The sequence below is a fragment of the Archangium lansingense genome (genome assembly GCF_026626635.1).
GTDB classification, from domain to species: Bacteria; Myxococcota; Myxococcia; order Myxococcales; family Myxococcaceae; genus Archangium; species Archangium lansingense.
This window is the reverse complement of record NZ_JAPNKA010000001.1, coordinates 3,605,872-3,629,642: the sequence shown is the minus strand read 5'-3', so window position 1 is coordinate 3,629,642 and position 23,771 is coordinate 3,605,872. Positions and strand designations below refer to the sequence as shown.

At 66.0% G+C, this 23,771-nt stretch carries 13 protein-coding genes and 1 pseudogene; 5 read left to right on the top strand and 9 right to left on the bottom strand.

What is annotated here, in order from left to right:
• Nucleotides 1-15: 15 nt before the first annotated feature.
• Nucleotides 16-3,279, bottom strand: coding sequence for a hypothetical protein (locus OV287_RS14760; protein ID WP_267534650.1), 3,264 nt, complete (start codon nucleotides 3,277-3,279; stop codon nucleotides 16-18).
• Nucleotides 3,276-3,638 (bottom strand): hypothetical protein, encoded by a 363-nt coding sequence (locus OV287_RS14755; protein ID WP_267534649.1) that lies wholly within the window; start codon nucleotides 3,636-3,638, stop codon nucleotides 3,276-3,278. The genes OV287_RS14760 and OV287_RS14755 overlap by 4 nt, the downstream gene beginning before the upstream one ends.
• 436 nt (nucleotides 3,639-4,074) lie before the next feature.
• Here OV287_RS14755 and OV287_RS14750 point away from each other — a divergent pair, with 436 nt between their 5' ends.
• On the top strand, nucleotides 4,075-4,947 hold the full coding sequence (locus OV287_RS14750) for a hypothetical protein (RefSeq protein WP_267534648.1): 873 nt from the start codon (nucleotides 4,075-4,077) through the stop codon (nucleotides 4,945-4,947).
• Nucleotides 4,948-5,046: 99 nt separating this feature from the next.
• Here OV287_RS14750 and OV287_RS14745 read toward each other — a convergent pair whose 3' ends face one another.
• Nucleotides 5,047-6,267, bottom strand: coding sequence for a cytochrome P450 family protein (locus tag OV287_RS14745; protein WP_267534647.1), 1,221 nt, complete (start codon nucleotides 6,265-6,267; stop codon nucleotides 5,047-5,049).
• A gap of 187 nt (nucleotides 6,268-6,454) precedes the next feature.
• Between OV287_RS14745 and OV287_RS14740 the strand changes: the two genes are divergently transcribed.
• Nucleotides 6,455-8,920, top strand: coding sequence for a WD40 repeat domain-containing protein (locus OV287_RS14740; protein ID WP_267534646.1), 2,466 nt, complete (start codon nucleotides 6,455-6,457; stop codon nucleotides 8,918-8,920).
• A gap of 129 nt (nucleotides 8,921-9,049) precedes the next feature.
• Here the strand turns inward: OV287_RS14740 and OV287_RS14735 are convergent.
• Nucleotides 9,050-9,712, bottom strand: a pseudogene (locus OV287_RS14735) (methyltransferase domain-containing protein); the annotation flags it as partial.
• 406 nt (nucleotides 9,713-10,118) lie between these two features.
• On the opposite strand from OV287_RS14735, the gene OV287_RS14730 reads away from it, so the two are divergent.
• Both OV287_RS14730 and OV287_RS14725 read left to right on the top strand, forming a co-directional pair.
• On the top strand, nucleotides 10,119-10,769 hold the full coding sequence (locus tag OV287_RS14730; RefSeq protein ID WP_267534645.1) for a DUF1294 domain-containing protein: 651 nt from the start codon (nucleotides 10,119-10,121) through the stop codon (nucleotides 10,767-10,769).
• 332 nt (nucleotides 10,770-11,101) lie between these two features.
• A complete protein-coding gene (locus tag OV287_RS14725) occupies nucleotides 11,102-13,180 on the top strand; it encodes a hypothetical protein (RefSeq protein ID WP_267534644.1) in 2,079 nt (692 codons plus the stop codon).
• 106 nt (nucleotides 13,181-13,286) lie between these two features.
• Here the strand turns inward: OV287_RS14725 and OV287_RS14720 are convergent, their stop codons facing one another.
• Nucleotides 13,287-14,009, bottom strand: a complete 723-nt coding sequence (locus OV287_RS14720; RefSeq protein WP_267534643.1) for a collagen-like protein — start codon at nucleotides 14,007-14,009, stop codon at nucleotides 13,287-13,289.
• Nucleotides 14,010-14,265: 256 nt separating this feature from the next.
• Here OV287_RS14720 and map point away from each other — a divergent pair, with 256 nt between their 5' ends.
• Entirely contained in the window at nucleotides 14,266-15,036 is a 771-nt protein-coding gene (gene map, locus OV287_RS14715; protein WP_267534642.1) for a type I methionyl aminopeptidase, read from the top strand.
• Between the two features lie 140 nt (nucleotides 15,037-15,176).
• Here map and OV287_RS14710 read toward each other — a convergent pair whose 3' ends face one another.
• From OV287_RS14710 to OV287_RS14695, 4 genes are all read right to left on the bottom strand, one after another.
• Nucleotides 15,177-17,078 (bottom strand): hypothetical protein, encoded by a 1,902-nt coding sequence (locus OV287_RS14710; protein WP_267534641.1) that lies wholly within the window; start codon nucleotides 17,076-17,078, stop codon nucleotides 15,177-15,179.
• 86 nt (nucleotides 17,079-17,164) lie between these two features.
• Nucleotides 17,165-21,637 (bottom strand): M15 family metallopeptidase, encoded by a 4,473-nt coding sequence (locus OV287_RS14705; RefSeq protein WP_267534640.1) that lies wholly within the window; start codon nucleotides 21,635-21,637, stop codon nucleotides 17,165-17,167.
• Nucleotides 21,634-22,542, bottom strand: a complete 909-nt coding sequence (locus tag OV287_RS14700; protein WP_267534639.1) for a hypothetical protein — start codon at nucleotides 22,540-22,542, stop codon at nucleotides 21,634-21,636. The genes OV287_RS14705 and OV287_RS14700 overlap by 4 nt, the downstream gene beginning before the upstream one ends.
• A 72-nt stretch (nucleotides 22,543-22,614) precedes the next feature.
• Nucleotides 22,615-23,727, bottom strand: coding sequence for a hypothetical protein (locus tag OV287_RS14695; RefSeq protein ID WP_267534638.1), 1,113 nt, complete (start codon nucleotides 23,725-23,727; stop codon nucleotides 22,615-22,617).
• Nucleotides 23,728-23,771 lie beyond the last annotated feature (44 nt).

Below are 23,771 nucleotides of genomic sequence, written 5' to 3'. Positions count from 1 at the left end.
TGGCCAGGCTCCCTCTCAAAACGGGGCCGAGCCCTGGACGGGGGGCATGCGGAAATCCCGGCCTTTGATCGCGTCCTGACACGTATCGCAGAAGGTCACGCTCGGGCTGACCGTGTCGTACATGAGGCAGGTGTTGCCATTGGCACGGCAGTGGGGGCCGTTGAGGAAATAGTAGTGCCCGTTGGCGGTCCCCGTCTCGTTGGGGAGCGTGCTCGCCGCGAGGCCGAGGTAATGCCCCGCCTCGTGAAGGACGGTGTTCTCGTCCGGTTGGTTGAGGGTGCCCTGGCGGAAGCGCATGCCCACGATCGTCGTCGCCCCCCAGGAGATGCCGGAGAGGACCGGGTACTCGATGAGAAGAAAGGAGACCGCGACGGTGCCTGCTCCATCGAAGGGCGCGAGAGCCGGTGTCGACCAGGCCAGTCGGAAGACGCCGTTGTTCACGGTGAGCGTCGTCGTGGTGGAGATGTCCACGTTACCGGCCGTCCCCACGAGCATGCTGCACGTCGCCTGGGCCAGCCATTGGGCCTGCGAGGAGAGATCGAAGGTGGCCCCTGCGGGGATGGGGACGGAGTAGGAGGCCGGGTTGAGGCCCGGGTAATGGTGGACGAGCGGCGGGCCGTTATTCGGGGTGAGCGTGATGGCGACGGCCACCGTCCCGGGTGCGGTGTAGGGCCCCAGAGCGGAGAGATCCCAGCTGAGCGTGTGCGCCCCGCCCCCGCTGGCCACGAGCGTGACGTATGGGCGCATGTTCACGGCGTTGCCATTCCAGGTGACCTGGCATTGGGCCGAGCGCAGCCACGTGGCCTTGTTGGCCAGGTCGGAGTCGTCGAAGACGTTCGGCAGATCGATCTGGGCGGGCTGGAAGTTGAGGTTGGCCCAGTTGAACCCCGTATCCTTGGGATTGCCCAGGATGGTGTCGATCAACGCGATGTTCATCTGCCGGTCGCCCGGCGCTCCCAGCACGCCGTTCATCCAGTTCTGGGAGTCGGCTGCCTTGAGGAAGCGCTTGTGCAGCGGCGTGGCCACCGCTCCGAGGCGCGTCACCTTCAGCTTGCTCGTGGCGAAGCCGCCCTCCAGCGTGGCCGACTTGTCGGTGTACGCAGTGCCGTTGTCCTGCGTCATCGTCGCGTACTTGTAGAAGACCTCCTGCCAGACCTCGATGGGCTTGGAGCACGAGGCGGACGGGGCGCTGTCCTTCACCGGCGGGGCCTGTTTGACGTACGCGGCGACGGTGAATTTGTCACTCGTGAAGCGTGACACCTCGAGCTCCGCGGACGTGGCGATCCCCTGCGCATCCGTCTTCACCGCGGCGTCGATGTCCTTGGGCTCCTGGTACTTCATGGCGGCCGGCAGGTTGGCCTGGTTGGTGTTGACGGGAATGAGCGTGAAGAGGATCTCGACGTCGCTCAGGGGCTTGGTGAGCTTGGCCTGGCTCTTGAGCTTCCTTCCGTGCTCGGGGTGGGAGCCCGATACGGGCAGGTTGATGTATTGCTTGTAGTCGGCGGTATCGGGGGTGAGCTTCTCGAACGCCACCACCGTCACGAGCGCGAAGTCTCCGTTGCGCTTGGGCGTGTGCGCGAGCCCCCCGCCGGCACGGTCGAGCCCCACGTCGATGCACACGTGGCGGAAGTCGTTCGTCGCGGCGCTGCCTTCGATGGAGAGGCTCACCTCGCCCGAGCTGAAGTCCGCCCGGCCGAGGGACAGCGGCCAGACCTGCTCGATGTCGCCCTTGAAGAGCTTGAGGCCACCACTCCGGGCCGTCTGCCCCAGGACGACCTTGCAGCCGTCCCCACCGACCGTCCACAGCTCGTCCGCGGGCTTCTTGACCACCAGTTTGGCGCGGACGTGGTGTCCGTTGTCCTGCACCTGGACGATGCCGCCGCGCTTGACCTTCTGCTCGTCGGAGAGCTTCGCCGCCGCGGGGGCCTGGGTGTCGCGGAAGACCTGGCTGTGCGGCTTGCTGTGCTCGTACAGCTCCAGCTCGAGCTGCACCGCCACCAGCTTCAGGACGGCATTGGGGGCGACGAAGACGGAGCGCTGGGCGAGGGCGCCCAGTTTCGAGGTCGCCTCCGGGGCGAGCGTCGCCTCGAGCGGACCGGCTCCCTTGGCCCGAAGGTAGAGCGTCACCTTCTTGCCTCCCGCGAGCAGGTCCCGGTCGAGCACCAGCTTCTTGCCGTCGAAGCCTTGGACGGGCTTGTCACCGGCCTCATCGGTGAACAGCTCGACATCCGAGCTGAAGCTCAGGGTGGCTCCACCGCCATAGGTGAGCCCTGGCTGATCCTGCTCCAGGGTCAGCTCGAGGCGCGACGGGGGCGTGGGGTACGCGCTCTTGAGCGTCCCCTCATGCGGGAGGAGCCGGTGGGGCACGAGCAGGGCCTGGTACTCCGCCTCGAGGCAGGGCTTCACGAGCTTGGCCTGTTTCACCTCCAGCGCCACGTCCTGGCCCTCGAGCACCCGGACCCGCGGAGTACCGGAGTCGTCCAGCTTCAGGCGGAGGGCGTGGCTCGCGACCTCCTTGCCACGGACGAAGAGCCGCTTCTTGTTGCCCTCCGTGGTTCCATTGGGGAGCTTCGTGTTCGCGGGGGTGGTGCAGCCCTCGTCCTCGAAGAACTCGAGCTTCTGGGCGTCGAAGAGGAGCTCCGCTCGGCCTTGATAGGGGGGGGCACCCGTCGACTCGGTGTACCAGGCCTCGATGCACGCGGGCGCGGCGTGCCCCTTGTCCGCCAGCAGCCACCCGGTGCTCTCGACGAGCTGCACGTGAGGCGTGACGATGTTGACCTCCTGGACGGTGACCGTCGCGGTGGCCGGGCCGTGGACGACGATCTGCGCGTCACCGGAAGGCGTCAGCGTGAGCTGGAGGTCGACGTCACCCACGGCGTTGCCGCGGACGTAGAGCGGCGCGCCCGCGAGCAGTTCGTCTCGCCCGTAGGCCTGGAGCGCCGGCGACGTACACTCGGGGTCGGAGAACAGCGCGGCATTCCCCGCCGTCACCGTGACGACTCCAGAGCCCCGGTAGGGGAGTGCCGGCCGGGTCTCGCGCATGGAGAGAACGACCTGGGCGGGTGTCGAGTGGGTGATGTCGGCGCTGTCGTACCACCCCGGCGTGGTGCGCACCTGGATGGCGGGCGTGACATCGTTGATGAAGTCCTCCTCAATGCACCGGTTCTTCGAATCAGTGGTCGGGGCCTGCTCCTCCGCATGCTGGTTGGCTTCGTCGAGCTTACGCTTGAGGTCTCTGGGTGGCGGACGGACGCCCTCGCCATCATCAATGAAGGTCACGCGCGATCCTCCTCTTCCGCGAGGTGCTCCCGGGCGACGAGCGCCAGGACTTCGAGCCGTGTGTTGGGATCCTGGAGGGAGGGATCTCGAAGCACGCGCTCGGCCCAGGGGAGTGCCTCGAGCCCGTCTCCGAAGAGCACCCATAGGTGGACGAACTTGCAGAGGGTGGCCGCGCGCGTGGCTCCGTAGGTCCGAGCCCGCTCGACCCCCGCCCCGATGAAGCCCCGCAGGGTGTCATCGTCCTTGTCCGCGACCTCCACTGCGAAGGAGGCGCGCAGGTGGGGGAGGAGCCATTGCTTGAGGTGGTCGAACCGGGCCTCGGCCAGCACGTCCATCTGGGCTTCGCGGATGGTCAGCACGGCGAGGAATGATAGCGTCCCATCCGACGTGATGTGAAGCCGAACAGTCCGAGGTTCTTCCCCGCCTCGTGGCCCTCCTGTCGCATCCGGCTCCGCGTGTCCGGGATGCCGCTGTCTGACGAGCGGCTCACCTCTGCGCCAAGCAACAGCGCGAGCCGAACGGGCCGGACACGCGAGCTGATGCCGTCAATTCCACTCACCGAGGCAATCAACGCATCGGCCTGCGGATTTTCTGCATCATTTTCCGAGCCGCCGGCTCATTCACGCTGGGTGGACCTGCCCGGCCCATGGAAGGGAACTCCGGACAAGCCGGGCAACCACCCAGGTGGTCCCGCAGTACGGTCTCTCTGTTTGAATCAATAAAAACCCCAGCCCCATCCCACTCATGACCCAATCCAGATTCCTGGCGGCAGTGATTCTCGCGGTGTCCCTTGTCGTGGCAAGCCCCGCCTCGGCGCAGGTGTCGGTCTTCGACATCACTGCGCCTGCCACCATCACCGACCCCTACCAACCGTTCACCGTCACCTATCGCCTGGGTGGAAGCTCATACATGGCTTCGGCCAATGTGTACTTCTATCTGGCCACCACTTCGACGACTCTTACCCAACGCGTGCAGCTGGGCTGGACGCAGATCTACCTGGGCTCGGGTACCGGGCTTCATTACCCGCCCTCCGGAACGCTGACGTACCAGTTCTACCCGGGCAACCTCCCGGAAGCCGCGCGGGCCCAGTTCAACGCCATCATGGCGGCCTGCCAGCCTCAGACCTGGTACATCCAGGCTGAAGTGGACTACACCCTTCCCAAAGGTGATGACACCCTGATTGGCACCCCCAAGCAGCCGGACTTCTACTTCACGGCCGGAACGCTGAGCCCTTCGACGATTCAGCCTGGAGGCACCACCAGCTTCTCTTTCGATCTCTTCACCCGGTGCCCCGCCGCCTACCCGTCCACGGTCGGCGTCTTCCTGGCCGACGCCAACCATCAACTGCTGAGCTACATCGGCGGGGTCTCCATCGGTGCTGGCGCGGGGACCTTCTCCTTGCCCCCCACGTCCATCACGTTCTCTCCCTACATTGCACCGGGTCCCTACAACCTCGTGCTGATTGCAGACGTGAATGAGGTCATCGCCGAGAGCAATGAAGACAACAACGGCGGCGCCTTCGCGCTGAACATCGTTCCGTACGCATTGACAGCTTTCGAGAGGGATGAGAGTCCGCTGACGCCGGACGTCCCCGTTCCCGCCGAAGCCGCTTCGATGCGGAATACCCCCGGGTTCGACAGGGCGGACGGCTACGTCCAGAAGTTCTGAGCCAGAGGTCCACGGGCGCGGCGGGAGCCTCATCGTCGCGCTCCCGGGGCCCGTATGTGACGGCCCCCGCTGGGGTGCGCTCGATGACGGATGGGCGCCCTAGAACGCCAGGGGCAGACCCACCAGCCCACGAGCCTGGGCACTCGGGCGCCACGTGAGCTTCTCGGGCGCCGTGGCCAGGCGCATCTCCGGGAGCCGCTCCAGCAGCAGCTCGAAGGCGACGACGGCCTCCAGCCGGGCCAGGGGCGCTCCCAGACAGAAGTGGATGCCATGGCCGAAGCCCACGTGCTTGTTGGGCGTGCGCCCCACGTCGAACCGGTCCGGCTCGGAGAACTGCCCGGCATCCCGGTCCGCGGCCAGGTAGTTCACCCGGACGGCCTCATGGGCCGGGATGCGCTGGCCGTGCAGTTCCAGGTCCTCCTTCGCGAAGCGCAGGATGCTCAGCTCGAACGGGCCGCAGTAGCGCAGCATCTCCTCCACCGCCGAGGGGATGAGAGAGCGCTCCTCCCGCAGCCGTTGGAGCTGATCCGGATGCCGCAACAGCGCCAGCAAGCCGTTGCCCAACAGGTTCGCGGTCGTCTCATAACCGGCGACGAGCAACAGGAAGACCATGCTCATCAGCTCCTCACCGCTCAGCCGATCCTCCTGCTCCTGGACGGCGATCAACGCGCTGATCAGATCGTCCCGGGGCTGCTGACGGCGCTGCTCGAAGAGCGCCTCCAGGTACTTGAAGAAGTGCTGGTAGGCCTCGCGGGCCTTCTCCTGGGAGTCCTTCGACGGAGGGGCGAAGAACGTCTGCGTCCACTCGCGGAACCGATCGCGGTCCTCTGGGGGAATCCCCAACAGCTCGGCGATGACGATGACAGGCAGCGGAAAGGCGACCACCTTGAGGAAGTCCCCCCCGGAGCCCTGGGCCCTCAGCCCCTCCAGCAGCTCCGAGCAGATCGCCGTGATGCGCGGGCGCAGTTCCTCGATGCGGCGCGGGGTGAAGGCCTTGGACACCAGCGAGCGCATCCGCGTGTGGTCCGGCGGGTCCACGGTCAGCAGGTGCCGGCTGAGCGACCTCATCTTATGGCCGAAGAACCGCTGCCGGACGTCCTCGGGCAGGCGGGTGGGATCCTGCGTGAAGCGAGTATCCCTCACCATCGAGACCACATCCTCGTAGCGCGTCAGCAGCCAGAAGTGCTGCCCCAATTGCGGATCCGTGATCCGGGCGACGGGGAAGTCCTCCCGCATGCGCGTGTAGAGGGGGAACGGGTTGGCGCGCACGTGGGGAGACCACAGCGTCTCTCCCTCCGCGAACAGGGGACTGGCCGTCATGGAGCGCTCCTTCGCCTGGAAGGCTCCGACCTTAGAATGCCGATGTCTGGGGGGATAGCCCTCCCCTACTCCCCGCGGCGCAGGCGCTCGATGTACTGAGTCGGGTTCAGAGGTGAGCCGCCCATTGAATCCGGGAGAGGGTCGCCGCGAGAATGCGCCCCTCGCGCCTCGCGGCGAAGGACCCGCCATGCCCCACGACCTCGCATCCCTCACCGAGCTCTCCACCCTCGAACACCTCCTGAGCACCCAGGGCGTGGAGGCGCTGCTCGCCGCACTGGACTCGGCGCTCGCCCAGACGCCCAAGGACGCCCGCGTTCTGCGGGAGGACGGGCCCACGGTGGGCCCGAAGACGCTGCGCGTCTTGCGCAAGGCCATCGCACTCGACGCCAACTTCCTGCGGGCGCACCCCGAGGCCCTCTTTCAGTGTCTCTACAACCGGCTGCGCTGGTACGACGCGCCCGACGCCGCCGCGCACTACTCCGGGGAAGGCGCGAAGCCCTGGAGCGACCCGGAGGCGCACCTGCACGCGCTGGCGGCGCAGTGGCGACGGCAGCGCGAATCGGCGGGTGGCGCGTCCTGGGTGGAGTCCCTGCTTCCGCTGCGCGGCGCCCTCGAAGGCGTGGACGAGGTCCTCTGGCACGACTCCCAGGTGCTGTGCGCGGCGTTCGACTCGTCGGGGACTCGGCTGGCCACCGGCTCGTGGTCGGATGGCCACAACGTGCACGTCTGGGACGTGACCACCGCCCGGAGCCTCCAGGTGATGGAGGGCCACGAGGGCGAGGTGCGAGGGATTGCCTGGAGCGCGGACGGCAAGCGCCTGGCGTCGGGCTCGAGGGACCACGACGCGCGCATCTGGGACGCGGAGACAGGAGCGCAGCTGCATGCCTTCACCGGCCAGGAGGGCCAGGTGACGTCGGTGGCCTTCAGCCCCGAGGGGACGCTGCTCGCGGTGGGCAACCTCGGCTGGAGAATCCACCTGTACGACGTGGCCTCGGGCAGGAAGGTCCGCACGCTTCAGGGGCACCAGCAGTCGGTGCTGAGCGTGGCGTTCCATCCCTCGGGGCGCTGGCTGGCCTCGGGGGCCTCGGACGACACGGTGCGCGTCTGGGACGTGGAGACGGGGGCGCAGGTGGCGCGGCTGGACTCCGACACGTCCGTCGGCACGGTGGCCTTCAGCCCGGATGGTGAGTGGCTGGCCTGGGCGGCCTTGGACGGCGTCGCCGTGGCGCGGACGCGGGACTGGAAGCGGATGGAGGGATTGAAGGGGGAGGGGCGCTACTCCCAGGTGAGCTGGCTGGGGACTTCGCGCCTGGGCCTGCTCCGGTATGACCGGCTGGAGGTGCTGGAGCTGGGCGACGGCGTCACGCTGTGGACGCGCCCCTATGCCTCGGATGGCCACGAGCGTGGCGCGGCCTTCTCGCCGGACCTGAAGCACTTCGCGCTGACGGCCGCCGACGGGGGCGTGCTCCTGAGCGAGCTCCACGCACCCGCGCCGCCCACCCTGCTCGCCGAGGAGCACCGCGTGGTCAACCTCTGGGGGCAGGCGGAGGGGAACATCGCCATCGCGAAGCGGTTCGACGCGGCCTTCGCCATCGATGCCCGGGGACACATGCGGGCGGTACCCGCCGACGCCAACGAGTCCGGCCTGCAGCCCTGGCGCTTCAGTCCGGACGGCGCCCTGGCCGCGTACCCCGTCCTGCACCTCCACGAGGAGCTTCCCAGGCGGGGCGTCCAGCTGATCGACGTGGAGCGCCTCGTGCCGGTGCGGGCGCTGTCCGTGCCACCGCTGGAGGGGCGTGATGCGTCGAAGAAGCTGACGCTGGAGCCACCCATGGCCTTCTCGCCGGACGGGCAGTGGCTGGCGGCGGTCATCGAAATCGGCGTGGTGCGGGTGTGGCGCGTCGCGGACGGGAAGCTGCGGCACACCCTGAAGGGGCCGGCGACGCCCGTCTCGCTGGTGGAGTTCACGCCCGATGGGGCCTACGTCGTCTCGGGCTATGCGGAGGCCTCCCGGCTCATGGTGCACGACCTGGGCACGGGGGCGCTGGTGCTCGACACCCAGGCGATGCTGAAGCCCGCGCCCGCGTACGCGGTGGCGGCCCGAGCGCCTCGCATCGCCGTGGGCAGGGCCTCGGGGGAGCTGGAGATCTTCGACCTGCCCGCGGGCTTCCGGCGCGTCCTCCAACTCTCCAATGAGCCTGTCATCGCGGTGCGGCTGTCCGACGATGGCGGCCGGGTGGCCGCGTGCAGTCTGGACGATCGCGTGCGCCTCTTCGACGCGGGGACGGGAGGGCTCCTGTACGAGGTGCCGCATCCGGCGATGCCGTTCTCGGTGGCCATGGAGGGGGATTGGCTGGTCACCCGCTCCGATGACCAGACCACGCGCTTCTTCGACCTCGCCACGGGGGCGCCTCGCGCCGTGATTCAGGGCAACGCGGAGCCCGAGGAGGTAACGCGTCGCAAGTACTGGGAGGTGCTGGGGGAGGACCCCGTCGCCTTCCATCGCCGGACGGACCCCGTGCCCATGGCGCACTTCCCGGACGTCCTGGAGGAGGACCTCATCCTGCGCGACGGGCTCGTCGTGGCCCGGGGCCGCACCCTGCGGGACTTCCTGTATGTGTTGCGGCTTCACGACGCCCAGGGCGGGGCGTGAGTCCAGGACCCGTTGCCGTGCTCCGGACACGCGGGTGCCTCCGCCCCGGACGAACCTGACGCGCTACCACGGTGTGTTCGCCCCGGGCGCGACACTGCGGCCATTCCTGCGTGTTCACGCCCGTGGCGTTCACGGTTTGCGGCCCCAAACCTGGAAGAAAAGGTGCGAAACCACCAACGTATTGGAGTTGTCGAGATGGCTCCGCAGGTCTTGCATGAGCGCGCTCAGCTCTCCCTCCTTGACGAAACCTTCCCTGATGGCCACGTCGCGGATGTTCTGGATGAAGTCGAGGAAGATGCTCCGGCGGTGATGCCCAGGCGGATAGACGTGGATCACCGGGTTCACTTGAAGCTCCACGATCCCGGCGTCACGCAGCATCCGGTGGGTTCTCCTCCCGACGAACAGGTCGACGCCCTTTGCACGAGAGTACGCCTGGAAAATCTCGAACAGACGGTCCCAGGCGGGGCAAGGTGGGTCACACATATGCGAGAGGTAGCCCGCCTCATGGCTCGCAATGACACCTCCTGGGCGCAACAACGAGACCATCTCTTCGACGACTTGTTCCGGCTCGGGGATGTTAACGAGCACCAACCGCGAGAACACCACGTCGAACGACTCTCTCGGCAGGTTGGTGGCCTTCGCGTCCCCTTGCACGACCTCGACATTGGCGAGCTGTCGCGCCGCCACGAACTTGCGGGCCGACGCGACGAACTCCTTGCTCTTATCCAGCCCGACCACGGTCCCACGCGGCCCCACACGCTCGGAAAGCAAATCGAGCCCCCCCTGTGGCCCGCAGCCGACATCTCAGGACAGCTACGTCGGTGGTTTCGAGGCGTGCTCTCGCAAGCATGGTCCGGTGTTCGTGTTCTGGTTCGACGACCCGAGCGGAACCTACGCGTTCTCGCTCTTTCGGAACGGCGAGCGGGTCCGCTTCCGCAGCTGGGGGGAATGATATGGCCACGCTGGAGGCGTTCGTGGGCCGGTTGTTCCACGACCTTCAGGAGGTGAAGATGGAGCGCTTCGACGAAGTGTGAGCGGCGCGGAGGCATGGAGGCCCCTCACTCGTAGTCGACTACGAGAGATATCAGACATCCATCCGCGCCTTTCTCCTTGCCTTTCTCTTTGCCTTTTTCCTTGATGCGGCGGCGCCAGCCACTGGAAGAATCCATGCGCTGACGGGCAGCCACGGTGAGGTTGTATGAAAACTCGAGGTGTGATCAGCCGCTGGAACGATGACAAGGGATTCGGCTTCATCCGCTCCAAGGCGGGTGGGGAAGAGGTCTTCCTGCACATCTCCGCGATTGGTGGCGGCCGGCGTCCGCGGACCGGGGATCAGGTGCTCTTCGTCGTTGGCAAGGACGCGCAGGGCCGCCTGCGTGCCGAGCACGCCTCCCTGGACGGGCTGGTCATCGACGAGCCGGACACCCGCCGCAAGCCGTCCGCCCAGGTGATCCGGGAGCAGGCGCGGCCAGAGGAGGAGGGCCGTCCGTCGCGGAAGCCGGGAGCGAAACTGGCGATCTTCCTGGCACTCTGCATGCTGCCGGCCATCGGCAGTATCCGGCTATCGCTCGCGGGTTTCCCCTGGCCGTTGTTGGCGTACCTCGTGGCCAGCCCGGTGACCTTCGCTCTCTATTGGGACGACAAACGGCGTGCCACGCGCGGCGCCTGGCGCACGTCGGAGGGGACGCTGCACTTCTTCGAGGCGGTGGGCGGTTGGCCGGGGGCCCTGTTCGCCCAGCAGGTCTTCCGCCACAAGACCCGCAAGGTCTCGTTTCAGGTGGTGTTCTGGACCATCGTGTTGCTGCATCAACTGTTCTGGGCTCGTATCGCGCTGCTGTCTGGCAGGTAGACCTCCGGCTCCGGCCTCACCCCTGCTTGGGGGACCTCCTGCGCTGGCGAGGAGGCCGGAGCACTGTCCTGGTGGATCTTGTCAGGAATCGGATGAAGTAAAGCTACGAGGCGCCATGCCGCGGTGCGCGGGGTCGCCCCCTCTCGGCCTCATGCGTTGCAGCTGCGTTCCTTCGTTGGGAAGACAGAGGGCAAGAGTGAGGCGGGTCCGTCTGGGCGTCTGGTTCTCCAGGGCCATCCAACCGTCAACCGGTCCATGCGTGCATCGTCCGCCAATCCCAGCCTTCCCGAGGCATGTCCGTTGCTGACTCCTCTCCGACAAGGGGGGGATACATGCGAAGACACGTCTTCTGCTGGAGCACGGGGATACGTACGCTCGTCGTCTGCCTGCTGGCCTTGGGCAGTCTCGGGCCGGCCCAACGGGCCTGGGGCGGGGAACGCGGCCTCCGACAGATAGAAGAGAGGATCCGCCTGCCCATCGAGGTGCTGGGTGAGGAGGGAACGGTCGAGGTGGCGCGGATCCTCCTGCCCGTCTGCTGTCCTGGCCCCACCCGGCTCTGGATGCAGGTCCACGGGCTTGGCTACGAGGGGGAGGCCAGCGTCCAGCTCAACGACTCGGCGTGGATTCCGCTTCGCAACGACACGGCGCAGGTCGAGGGGTTGGGCAAGGCCTACGGAGGAATTGGCGGCGCCTACGCGACCTTGCGGCTGAGCGTTCCCATTCCCAACGGCAGCCTCCGGCGCGGCAACAACTGGATCCGCTTTCGGCTCAATCAGACCCAGGGGATGTCCATTGGCTATCGCGTCCTCGACTTCGAACTGCTCGGCCCTGAGGGAGAGCCCCTGCTGGATTCACGGATTTTCGAAGAGGACGATCCGAGTAGATGGGTACCCCCCCGGCCCGAGGCGATCGCCGAGGGCGCGGCGCTCTGGAGGACGAAACCCCTCCTGACCTCGCGGCTCCAGCCCACTCCGATTCGCGCCCATTGCATGGATTGCCATTCCCGGGACGGGCGGGACCTGCGGTATTTCAACTACTCCAATCGCGCGATCATCGAGGCCGCCCGGTTTCATGGGCTGAGCAGGAACGAGGGGGAGAAGGTCGCCAGCTACATTCGGAGTCTGAAGGACATGCCCGCGCCCGGCCGCCCCTGGAATCCCCCCTACCAGCCCGGACCCGGCCTCGACTCCAAGCCCCTCTCTCATTGGGCGGCGGGTGCTGGAGTGGATGCCGTCCTGGAGCGGGATCGGGACCTCTTCGCCTTCCTCTTCCCATCCGGCATCACCCCGGAGGCGGTGGCCACCTCGGGCTACCTGAACGTCCGGGAGACTCCCATCCCCATGCAGTTGCCGGATTGGAATCACTGGCTCCCCACCATCCATCCCATGGATGCCTGGGGAGACGCCTTCTACAACAGCTCCTTGAACAAGCTCTACAACGGTGAGGGCTCCTCCACGGTGTACAAGACCCACCTTCGCGCCGATTTCCTGTCCGCCAGGAGCGCCGGTTACACCTCTCTGTCCCGGTACAGGTATGACGTCAATGCGTGGGCCCTGGAACTCTACAAGTTCGAGAGCCCGCGTGCGGCGAGCCAGCCCAACGATCCCGTCTATTCCCAGAAGCTTTATTCCCTGGGGCTCTGGCAGCTCAGCAAGATGTGGGAGATGATGCAGGAGTTCGAGTTGGAAGGGCATGCCCGGGAGATGTTCCCGGCCTCGCGTGAGACGCGCGGGTGGTTCGACCACATCGCCTTCGACATCTCTCCCAACGCCCTGCACATGCCGCGAGCCAACACGGGCATCAACAACAACACCCCGTTGATGTACACCTACTTCTCCATGGCCTGGTATCAGTTGCAGTTGGTCCTCAACAGCGGAAACCACCATCAGGATGCGACGACTCGCAACGGGCAGCGGCCCGTGGATTGGCCGTATGTCTATGGTTTCTTGAAGGATTTGATGAATGACACGGGAGGCCAGAGTCCGACGGGAGCCTGGCTGGTCTACTGGATGACCAAGGCCATGCAGGTGCATGACAATGGCCTCGGTCCGGAGTTCCCGTACTCCGCGGGGTGGAACACCCGGAACGTGGGCAATGTGACGCTGCTGGTGCATCCCGACTTCAGGCGTGGATGGACGGAGACTCCGGATACGGAGCGGCGTCAGATCATGGAGGCCTTGCTGTCCACCTGGCTCGCGAAGAACCTCCAGTACACGCCCCAGCCGTGGTACGACGGAAAGTGGGCCAGACCGGACGAGCTCCTCACGGGCCTGCCGGATGCCTCCATGGGAGACAGGCTCAAGTATTTGCTTCCCAAGGCCCGGGCGCTCGGCGTGAATCCGGTCCTTCTCGGGCGCATCGCCGCCTGGGCCAAGACCCTCTGGCCCCAGGAGAACTGGGACGCGTTGTAGGCGCGAGGCGCGCCACGAATTCCATTCCCGTCCACTCGGCCCCCCGGGGACTCCCGCTCCCCAGGGCAGGCGAGCGGGAGGGGGGCCGGGGGCCAGACTCGTCCGGTCAGAGGTCGCCGGAGAAGTCTCCCTTGAGCTTCTTGGTGGCGTCGCTATCGCAGATCACGTCCAGGGAGATGGCCCAGTTGGGCGTGGTGCGGACGAGGGTGGCGCTGCCCGCCCAATCCCCGCGGCAATTGGCGCCCGCGTTGTTGTGGGTGATGGACACGCGGGAGTCCGGCAGGGTGATGGCCTCTCCCACGGTGACGGTCCGGTCGATCTCGACACTGACGTACACCATGCCGCCGCCCGGGCCACACTCGTCCGGGTTGCCAAAAATCGTGAGGGTGAACTCGAGGGTGTCACCGCAGCTCGAGGGCGGGGTGCAGTAGGTGTCGTCCACGGAAGAAGCCCCCGCGTAGTACTCGCCCGTGATCGCGGGCTCCGCGATGTTCCACGCGCAGGTGGGCTTCAGCTGGCGGCAGCACGCGGCGTTGCCGTCTCCACACTTGTCCGTGTGGCAGGCGATGGGGTTGGTGGTAGTGCCCGACCCACAGGCCTCGAGCGAGACGGCGTCCTTGCCCGAGCGCGTGCAGAACGCGACCCGATTGCCGTCACAGAAGGCGGCGTTGGGCGTGCAGCTGAAGTCACCGCCCGCGGCCGGGCCCTGGGGACCTTGAGGACCCTGGGGACCTTGAGGGCCGGCGGGACCGGTGGGACCGGCGGGGCCCTGCGAGGTGCAGGCCGAGAGGGAGAGGAGAACCGCGAGCGACAGGCAACGAAGGGACATGGATGGAGTCTCCGGATGCGCGCGGGAGCACCGCGCGTGTGAGAGGGATAGGCCCATCCGTGTGAAGGGCAATATTTGTGCTTCTTATTTGTCTCTCGAATTCCGCTTCTCTTATCTCAAGAGCCGAGCCAGAGATTTGGGTTGCCCGGGGCCAGCCGCCGTGAGGCCTCCTCGGCCCCGCCGCTCCAGCCCTCACCCTCAACATACCAAGACAGCATTGGACGCCCGGAGGCCGCCGGGTCCACCTTGCCCGGCCATGGGCATTCCATTGATGAAGGGTGTGGAAATCGAGCGCCTGCGCCTGGCGGGCCAGGCAGCCGCGGGGACGCTCGCTCACGTCGGCGCGCGGCTGGCGCCGGGCATCACCACGGCGGAGATAGACCAGTGGGTGCGCGAGGACACGGCGCGCCGCGGCGGCACCCCGAGCCAGCTGGGCTACAAGGGCTTTCCGGCGGCCGTGTGCACCAGCCGCAACCACGTGGTCTGCCACGGCATCCCCCGCGCGGACGAGCGGCTGATGCCCGGGGACATCGTCAACGTGGACGTCACCACGTGCCTGGGGGGCTTTCACGGGGACACTTCGGCCACGTTCCTCATCGGCGAGGTGAGCCCGGAGGCGCGGCACGTGGTGGACGTGGCGCGGCGCTGCCGGGACGCGGGCATCGCCGTGGTGCGCCATGGGGCGAAGCTCGGGGACATCGGCGCCGCCATCGAGGAGCTGGCGCGCCAGGAGGGCTGCAGCGTGGTGGCCGAGTTCGGTGGCCATGGCATCGGCCACCAGATGCACGGCCCGCCCCATGTGTCCCACGTGGGCCGGCGCGGCACGGGCATCACCCTGCGCTCGGGCATGGTGCTCACCATCGAGCCCATGGTGAACCTCGGCCGCCCGCACATCCGCGTGCTGCCGGATGGTTGGACGGTGCTCACCGCGGACGGCAGCCTCTCCGCCCAGTTCGAGCACACGCTCCTCGTCACCCGCGAGGGCCACGAGATCCTCACGCCCCCTCCCCTGCCCGGCGGCTGCTAGAACAGAGAAGGTGTCCAGAGAAGGTGTCAAAAGCACCGGGTGCGGTGGGTACTGCTGAAGGACGTGGGACTGCTCTCGGAGGTTCTCACCGTCTTCCTGCGCGCGCTGTTTGCCCTGCAGGCTTCTCTTCCCGGGCCTACCTAGGACTTCTTGGCCGGCTCGAGGGTGGCGGCGTATTGGAAGAGCGCCTTGCGCCACGTGTTTCGCTCCTCGTGGCCTGTACCGAGGTGACACTTCTCGGCGGCAAGGGTCCAGTTCCTGGCCTTGACGGCATCGGCGAGCTCTTTGCGTTTCGTGGTCAGCGCATAGGCGCCGGCGTTGTAGGAGAAGTCGAGAAGAGCGCGGCGGACGCAGCGGGGATAGCTGTCGAAGGCTCCTTTGAAGACAACCTCCCTGAGCTGATGGATGAATTCGCTTTCGAGCCGCTTCCTCAGGAGCTCGCGAATATCCTGGTCGGAGAGCGCGATGGTCGGCCGGCACCCATACTCGGTGGCCCTCATCGCCGCTTTCTTGCTCGTGACAGCCCTGAAGGCTGCGTCGATTTCCTCCGGCGTGGCCGCCCTGTTGGCGTCCATGTTCCGGAAGGGCAGCTTCTTGGCATCTTCCACCGTTTTGAGCAGGTTGCCGGCTCCCACCGTCACGTTGCCCTTGGTGTCCTGGTACATGAACGCGACGATGCCCTCCCAGGACGTGAGGTCGTTCCACATGTCCTCGAAGGTGAGCGGCGTCTTCTGATCGCCCGCCTCGGGAGGCGGTGCCGAGAGCGCGTTGATGCCCGATTTGCGCCGCTTGGGACGAGCCGGGCGCGGCAGCATCGACACCCCCTCGTACGAGCAGATCCAATCCGCATCCAGGTCCCAGGAGAGCGCCTGTCCCTTGAAGAGGGAGAACTTGGTGTCGTCGAAGTCCAGATAGGGGGTGATCGGGCCGGGCTTGCCGTCCCGAGCCGCGGCCGGGAGGGAGAGGATCGCGAAGTCCGGCACGGGCGGCAGTTCACCTGCCTCCAGGGTGTGGAACCAGTGACGTTCTCCCAGGTAGCCCTCGAAGACGCCATCATCTTCCAGGGCGAGCTGGACGGCCGTGGGGTGGTAGTCCAGGGGCGGCGCTTCCTTGGAATGGGGCTGGACCAGGGCCACGTCGAGCCGGAGCTCCGCGCGCGGGGACATTCCCGAGATCTTCCCGCTCACCTCCCACGTTCCCTCGAGGGACGGGTCGTACTCGAGCTTGAACTCCTCGAGTTTTGGCTTGGGGACCATGAGGAAGTTCTTCTTCTCGAGCAACAAGGTCGGCTGGCCGCCGCGCCTCGTTCCCCAGAGCTGCCAGGAGAACTCGTAGCCTCCGGCCTCCTCTTCTCCGAGCTCCGCCAGCTGGCGGCAGGTGTCATCCGTGAAGCCGATGGCCCAGCTCCGGCTCAAGCGCAGCGCGTTGAACTTGTAGGTGAAGACGCTCGTGGGCGGCCCGAGCGCGAACTCGGTCGACCCTTCGTCGAGCTCCACCACCCGCAACTCGAGGTCCGCCCGCTGGAAGATGAGCGCGAAATCCGGCTTGAAGGTCACCAGCTCGCCGAAGAGGCGCTTCTCCGGCAGCGTCACCGTGAGGTCGCAGGTGTTGTTGAACTCGATGACCGGCTGGAGGACGGCCGGGTCGGCATGGGGAAAATCAGGGGTGATGGAATAGCCCAGCTTCCCCTCGCCCATCAGGCGCTGGGCGATCAGATCGACCTGGGGGTCCTCGCCGTTGACCTTGACCTTGAACCGTCCGCTCGAATCGACGGTCATCGTCACCGTGCCGTCCACGGGATACGACAGGACCTTCTCCCCGTGAGCCACCAGCCAGGTGAGTCCACACTTGTGTTCCTTGGGAGGGTAGTTCTTGCAAGAGCCCTCGATGGGAACCCCGATGAGCAGGGACATCGGGTTCTTGAGGCTGACCTTGACCCCCACTCCCGGCGCGTCGAACGTGATCGACGTCCGGGGGACGATCACGAACTCGAGCGTGGCCCGGTAGCCGGCGCTCATGTTGACGCTCTCGGTCTGTTTCACGGCTTGTTGGGCTTGAGCTTCGGCCTGTGCTGCGCTTCCGCTGGTGCTTGGCGTAGACATGGTTCGAGATCGGCTGCGCGCCGTGGCTAGGGGACCAACGTTTCGGTGTTGAGCTCGGGAGCGGACTTCACTTCGACGGGGATGCCCTTGACGTCGACCGTGTTGCCCGTCTGGGTGCCCTTGGGGCTCCAGGTGAAACGATACGTTCCCGGAGCCTTCTTCAGCTTGTCCTTGATCAGATTGGCCTCGAACACGCCCGTGTCCTTGCAGTGCCCGTAGTGGGAGGGATCGTCCTTGAGCGGGACCGTGTAGCGAATCAGCTCGGTGATCTTCATGTCCTCGTGCCACTGGCCCGCTTCATCCAGTTTCTCGCAGGTGATGTGGAGGGCGATGTCGGTGGGCATGAAGCTGGCCTTGCCCACGAAGAGGATCTTCTTCGGTCCGACCTCGATGGCGAGCTCATCGAGGCTCGGTTTGATCATGACCTGCAGGGGCTTCGCGGGAGGAGGAGGCGTTGCCACCTTCCCGGGCTGGGAGAGCTCGACCGAGAAGTTGAGCGTCCCGCCCCAACGGCCCTGGAGGGCCTTTTTCTTCTCCTTGAACAGGTTCCAGTCCGCGCTGAGGGTCGAGCCCGAGATGGTGCCCTGGCGGATCGTCTCTCCCATGACCTCGAGCTTGATGATGGGCCCGGCCGCCTTCCACTGGTTGACGTCTCCGTAGAGGGGCACGTCCGTGTGGACCTTGCCGGCGCCCATCTTGATCGTGATCTCGCCGAACTCGAACCGGGCCACGGGGGGCAGGAGCTTGTCGGCGGTGACCTCGAGGAAATCATTGCCACAAGCGGCCTTGATTTCCTCCACCGTGGCCTCGATCAGCTTCATCGGGTCACCCACGGGAGAGGCCTTCCCGGTCAGCAGCGTGTGCCCGCCGTTGGGAGCGATGAAGCGGGGGCGCACGTGAAGCGTCTCGCCCTCGGAGGAGAGCGCCTTCTCGGCGATGAGCCCCAGGGCTGGACCCGGATCGAATTGGAAGCCGATGGGACCGGTGGCGGGAGGCGGCGTGTAGGTGAGTCGGATCGCCGACCCTGCGCGTGTGGCCGAATAGCGCTCGTCGGCGGGAAGCTGCGGAAGCTTGTCGACGACGGTACCGATGTCGCCCTCGGACGCGGGAGCGACGACGAGGGAGAGACCGCTGGGAATGACTTGCTTCACCACCAGCTTGATGTCCTTTTCCCCGCGTTTCTTCGGCTTGCAGAGGTCCTGCAACTGCTGGAGGCGATTCGCCAGGAGCACGGACAGGCGGAAGTCCTTCGCCTCGCCCATGAAAACCCCAGACTTCGCGAAGTCGTTGAACTTGTAATTGGTCGTGACCTTTGGGTTCTCCTTCTGCTTCCCCACGATGAAGTTACCTTTGTACTTGAGGCCTCCCTCCACCTTTTCGTCGGAGGGTCTGCTCGCGACGACCGGGATCACGAGCTCGCTGGTGGTCGCAGGGGTCGTCAGGTCGGGTTGCTTCTTCTTGGCCGCCTGCCAGTAATCGAAGACGACGTAGCCAGCGAGGGCGACAGGCCAGTTCGTGTTACAGACGAAACTCCCAGTGGAGAGGGGGCGGACCTTGCCATCCGCGGCCGGAGCGGCCCCTCCCTTGCCGAGCGTGAAGGTCTGGGCGACCTCGGGTTTGGACACCTCGAGCGCCGTCACCCCGGTGTTCACCGGCGCGAAGCGCTGTTCGGCTCCGTCGGTGGCGTGCATCTCCCACTTGCCCCAGAAGGGGAAGGGGATGTTCGCCTTCGCGACGCCTTCGACATAGGGCGTGCGGCGTAGCATCAGCGGCGCGGGCGGCACGCTCGCCTCGCCCTGGGCGGTGGCCCAGAAGAGCACATCGGTTCCGTTCCTGCCGTCGGTGGTGGCGTAGCCGTGCTGCACCAGGACGGCATTCACCTCCATCCCCACCCGCGGCTCCTGCTCCTTCCAGAGCAGACCCAGGAACAGCGGCTTCTGGGTGCTATCGCTGCGTTTGAGCGTGGCGGGCGGCCACGACTTCTTGAGCGCGATGACCTGTTTCTCGAGGAGGAGGTCGATCAACCACAGCGTGGTGACCGGGTGCATGTTGACGAGGTGGGCATTCTCGGGCAGCAGCGGGTCTCCCTCGCCGAAGATGCTCTTCTGCTCGGCTTCCGCGCCAAGCACCGGGACCTCGCCGAAGGGGTCCTGCTCATCCTTCCTGCGGGACCACCAGCTCAGCGGCCGGAGATTCTTCTTCCACTGCGTGAAGGCCTCCGAGTTGCTGGTGTCCACCAGCGCGTCCACGTGCCCGGCCTTCTGGCGGGCGTCGAGCTGGGCCTCGAGCCCCTTCGGCGTCCACTCGTTCACATGCTCCAGCACGACATTGCGCCAGCGATGGGCCGCGGCCTTCTTGAAGAGCGCCGAGCGGCTCTCGAGTCGTTTCGTCAGCGGACTTTCGCCCGCAGCCGGGGTGGGCGTGTCGAGGAAGAAGTGCGGTGACCAGAGCGAGAGCTCGTCCGCCTCCGCGGGCACATTCAGCGTGACCTTCTCCTGGTCCGGTCTGATCTGGATGCTCTCGGTCTTGAAGGCAGCCTGGGCTCCCGCCTTCTTGTAGCTCACCTCGAGGATGCAGCTCCCCCCGGCCTCTCCCTTGTACTGGTGTTCATTCTTGAGAGTGATATCGAGGGGATAGGTGAAGGGCTCGGTCGTGCTGCCCTCGCTAGAAAAGAATGTCTTCCCGTCGTTGAAGGACTTCGAAACCTCATCGCCGTACGTGTCTTTCTGCAGCTTTTCGACGACCTTCCACCCCGCGCTCCCGAAAATCTCCTGGATTTCGTTGGGGGCTTCGCTGTTCTGCGGTGAAGGCATCTCCAGGAAGTTGTTCTCCCGCTCCTTCGCTTCCTGGACCTGCTTGAGCAGGTTGTTCAAGTCTCCAGCCTTGTTTCGAAGGAACTGGATTCCGCCCTCGTTGTCGGCGGGGGAGAACAGCTCCCAATGCAGGTATTTCGGCAGCTTCGGCGGCCTCGGCTGTGAGACGCCCCGGGGGGCAGGAGCACTGGCTTGGAAGGGAAGGCCTTCGGTGACGAAGCCGATCGTCTCACCCGCGGTGACGGGAAAGAGCGCGCGATCGAAGGTGACGATGGCCCCTTCCTGAAGGGCCTTGATGGCCTGCTCGACATCTTCGGGGATGGACTTGCACAGGGCAACGGAGCGCTCCCCGCTCCGGGTGGGCAGGGGGTCCTTGAGATCATGCACCTTGATGGACGCCGCCTCCGGGTTCAGCGGCTCCTGGGACCAGAAGGTCTTGCCCACGTTGGGGCTGTTCGGATCGAGATTGACCACCGCGCCGAACTGCATCTTCATGAGAGCAGCCAGCCAGGGCGCCTTCTCGAACCCCTGGGTGTCCGGTCCCCAGGCCGGGGGCGCGAGGTGCATGTACAGGCTGTAGAGCGGATGGACCTTCTCGGGCTCGCCGCTGCCCGCCGCGGGTCCTCCCGCGCTCCCGCCCGAGGAGCCGTTGGCGGACTTCCCCACGAACTCGTGCCGGACCAGGACGAAGCCCAGATGGCGTCCCTCCGTGACGTAACGGACGTCGGGATTGTCTCCTCCTGTCCCTGGAGCCATGAGCCGTGCAGCCACGATGTACCCTGGCATGGCCGCCTGGACCGGGACCTTGGCCTCCGATGCTTCTGGCTCCAGGTGCACACCCCCGTGCAGGTTCTGCTGGAGCCCCAGCGGGAAATAGCCTCCCTTCCCGCGCTCATTCAGCACGTAATACTTGAGCGGCGATTCGCGCTTCTGCGCCGCGCTGAACGGGAAGAACACCTGCGGCGGCTCCTCATCGGGGAGTCCCTCGATGGTGTCACGCAGGTACTCGAAGTGCATGTAGTCGTGGTAGTAGCCGCCCCAGTGAAACCCGAGGTTCGCCATGATCTCCACGATCCTTCGAGGCATGTCGAAGCGCGAGCCCGCCTTGAAGGGATTCGTACCCCAGTTGATGTCGATCGCGCTGCCCCAGGAGTGATTGGAGAGCAGATCCTTCTTGGCGGAAGTGCCACCCGAGTACGGAATGATCTCGAGGAAGGAACCGTGCGCGCGGTCATGCTCGGCGGTACGGCTGTTCCAATAGTCCGCGAAGTCTTTTTGAGTTCTGAGCTCCGCGTATTCGGGGCGGTTCTCGATCGCGGTCCGGACGCTGGGGTTCTGTTTATAGCGAAAGTTGTATCCCCCCACCTCGTAGATCACGTAGGGCAGGTTCTCGGCCTTGATCTTCTCGAAAGCCGCCAGGAGGAGATGAGCCAGTCTGCGGTTGATCCACACCTTCATCGTCGCGCTCTTCTGCGGGCCGATGCCGGGCAGTTCCACCGCAACGATTTCGCTCTTGTAGAAGCTCTCGAGAATGGGGTTTCCGAAGACCCTCGACGTCTTCTCGAACCGGGAGCCATTGCTGTCGGGATCGAACGGATCCTTCTTGATCACCGGATCGCCGTAGGCCGCCTTGACCTCTTCTTTGGTGTTGAAGACGTGCGTCGGTTCCTGATGGGGATAGCTCATGGGGTCTTGACCTCGACGAACTTGCCCTTGCGCCACTTGAGCATCGACGTCTGCTTGCCGGAGCCCGCGATGCTGAACACGATCTCGGGGATGCCGTCGTTATCGACATCCTTGACGTTCATCAGCTCGGTGTCGGGCCCCTCGCCGTTGCTTCTGTCGATGGATTGGAGCCGCTTCTTCTTGCGAACGTCATAGACCCGCAGGCGCACTTCAGTCCCAGACCCTGGCTGTGAATAGTAGTGCTCGAATGCGAATACGTCCGGCGCGACAGGGTAGATGCAGGTATTGACCCGATTGGATTCACAAGGCGCGGTGACCGAGTCGGTCACCAGGTTCTTCATCCCATCGCACGACACCACGGTGACCTTCTTGGTGAGCTTGCCGTCGGTGCAGCTCGTGTCCGTTCCCACCAGCAGCACGCCGTTCTTCTCCAGAATCCAGGAGGAGGGGTCGATGACGGGGTTTCTACGGTTGATCTTGCAGGTGGGTGATTCGGTCACCAGATACGCACCCGGACTTGAGAGGAAAGGGGGATAGGCATTCGTATAGAGGTGGGTCATCTTGGTCTCCACCTGTCTCAGCGCCTCGTCGCCTTCCTTTCTGTCACTGAACTTGCCCACCGCCCGATAAACCATCCCCTTCTCGCGGAAGAGGTAACGATCTCCGGGAAATTCATAGGGGGCCATCGGTTGGCTCGGATCGTACGGCTGCAGCGGCTTGCCGTCGTTGTCCCGCTCGCCAATCTGGATGACGAGGCTCCGGCTGTCCCAGTCCGAGTCGCAGAGCCGTGCATCGTCCGCACGCGCCTGGCCGGAGGCGCCGAGCATCGCCAGGGCGCACATGGTCGAGAGGGTCCACCGCCTGGCCGTGGAGACGCGAGAAGCACGTTCGTTGTCAGAGGTCATGGGGAATCGCCTTTCTGAAGCCTTGGTGTGGGACGCGGGCCGCACACGGAAATTCGGTCGGAGAGGGTGGGACTATTCCAGACGTTCGAGTACCTCGAACACGCCCTTGGGCCGGGTCCGGGTCAGGACGAACACGGCGATGTCGGCCGCGGTGCCGCCGGTGGGACCCATGCTGCGGTAGACGATGACGTCCTCGAAACCGTCGGCATTGAAGTCTCCCGTCGCCCACCACTCCACGAAGCCCGCGTAGTCGTCCCCACTCACGGAGAGCTGACGCCACTTTTGCTCCCGGGGACCCGCCTCGAACCGCAGCGTCCCGTCGTAGTCGCGCCAGGAGCGCCCCTCGCGCTGGGCTCGTGCGATGTCCCCGAGCTCGTCGGCGGAGATCGCGGGCGCCAGGGCGGCCGGGAGCACCTCGTCGGGCTTCTTCATCGTGAGCACGTCCCTCACGTGGCTGACACGGGAAGGCCGGGCCGTGGTGATCATCCGCAGGACCCGGCACGCGAGCGCCTTGTTCTGGAACGCGTAGGCATCGGGATCGTTCTCGTATTGGACGTCGTTCCTGCCGACCCCGTCCAGGTCGGTACAGCGGCGAAGCTCGCGCGCACGTCTTCTCGGCAGCTTCCCCTCGCGAAGCTCCCACGGGGAGCTCCACTCGCGCGTCAGGGCCGTGGCGGCCTCCGTTGGAGAGGAGATGTCGAGCCCCGGCATCACCTGCACGGGGAGCTCACGGGCCTGCGGGGTACCCGTGGTGCCTTGCGTGGGGCCTGCGTTGCAGAGCCCCCGGTTGAAGGTGATGGCCTTCGCCACTCGCGAATCGGGCTCGAGCTCCCGGGGCGCCTCGTCGAGCACCTGGAGGCAGCGGTCCGGGTGTCCGGCTTTCAGCTGGGCCAGACCCAGGTCGGACACCAGCCAGCCCCGGTCCTTGGTGTCCAGAGCTCCCCAGCACGCCTCCTTCGCGCGCTGGAGCGTCTCGACGGCCTCCGCGTACCTGCCCGCGTCGTAGTGCTCCTTGAAGCGCCGCCGACTCTTCGCGTAATCGCTCTTGGAGCAAGGCGTTCCGCTCGCGGGGGGCTCCGCGGCCTGGGCCTCGCCGAGGGGCGCCATCGCCGAGAGAGAGAGGGCAGAGAGAAGGGCGGAGAAAAAGGCCCGCGCGCTTCTTACTTGGTTCGTCGTGGTTTCCATGCGAGTCACCCGGCTCGGCCGTGGATCCTACCCCCCGGTTCCGA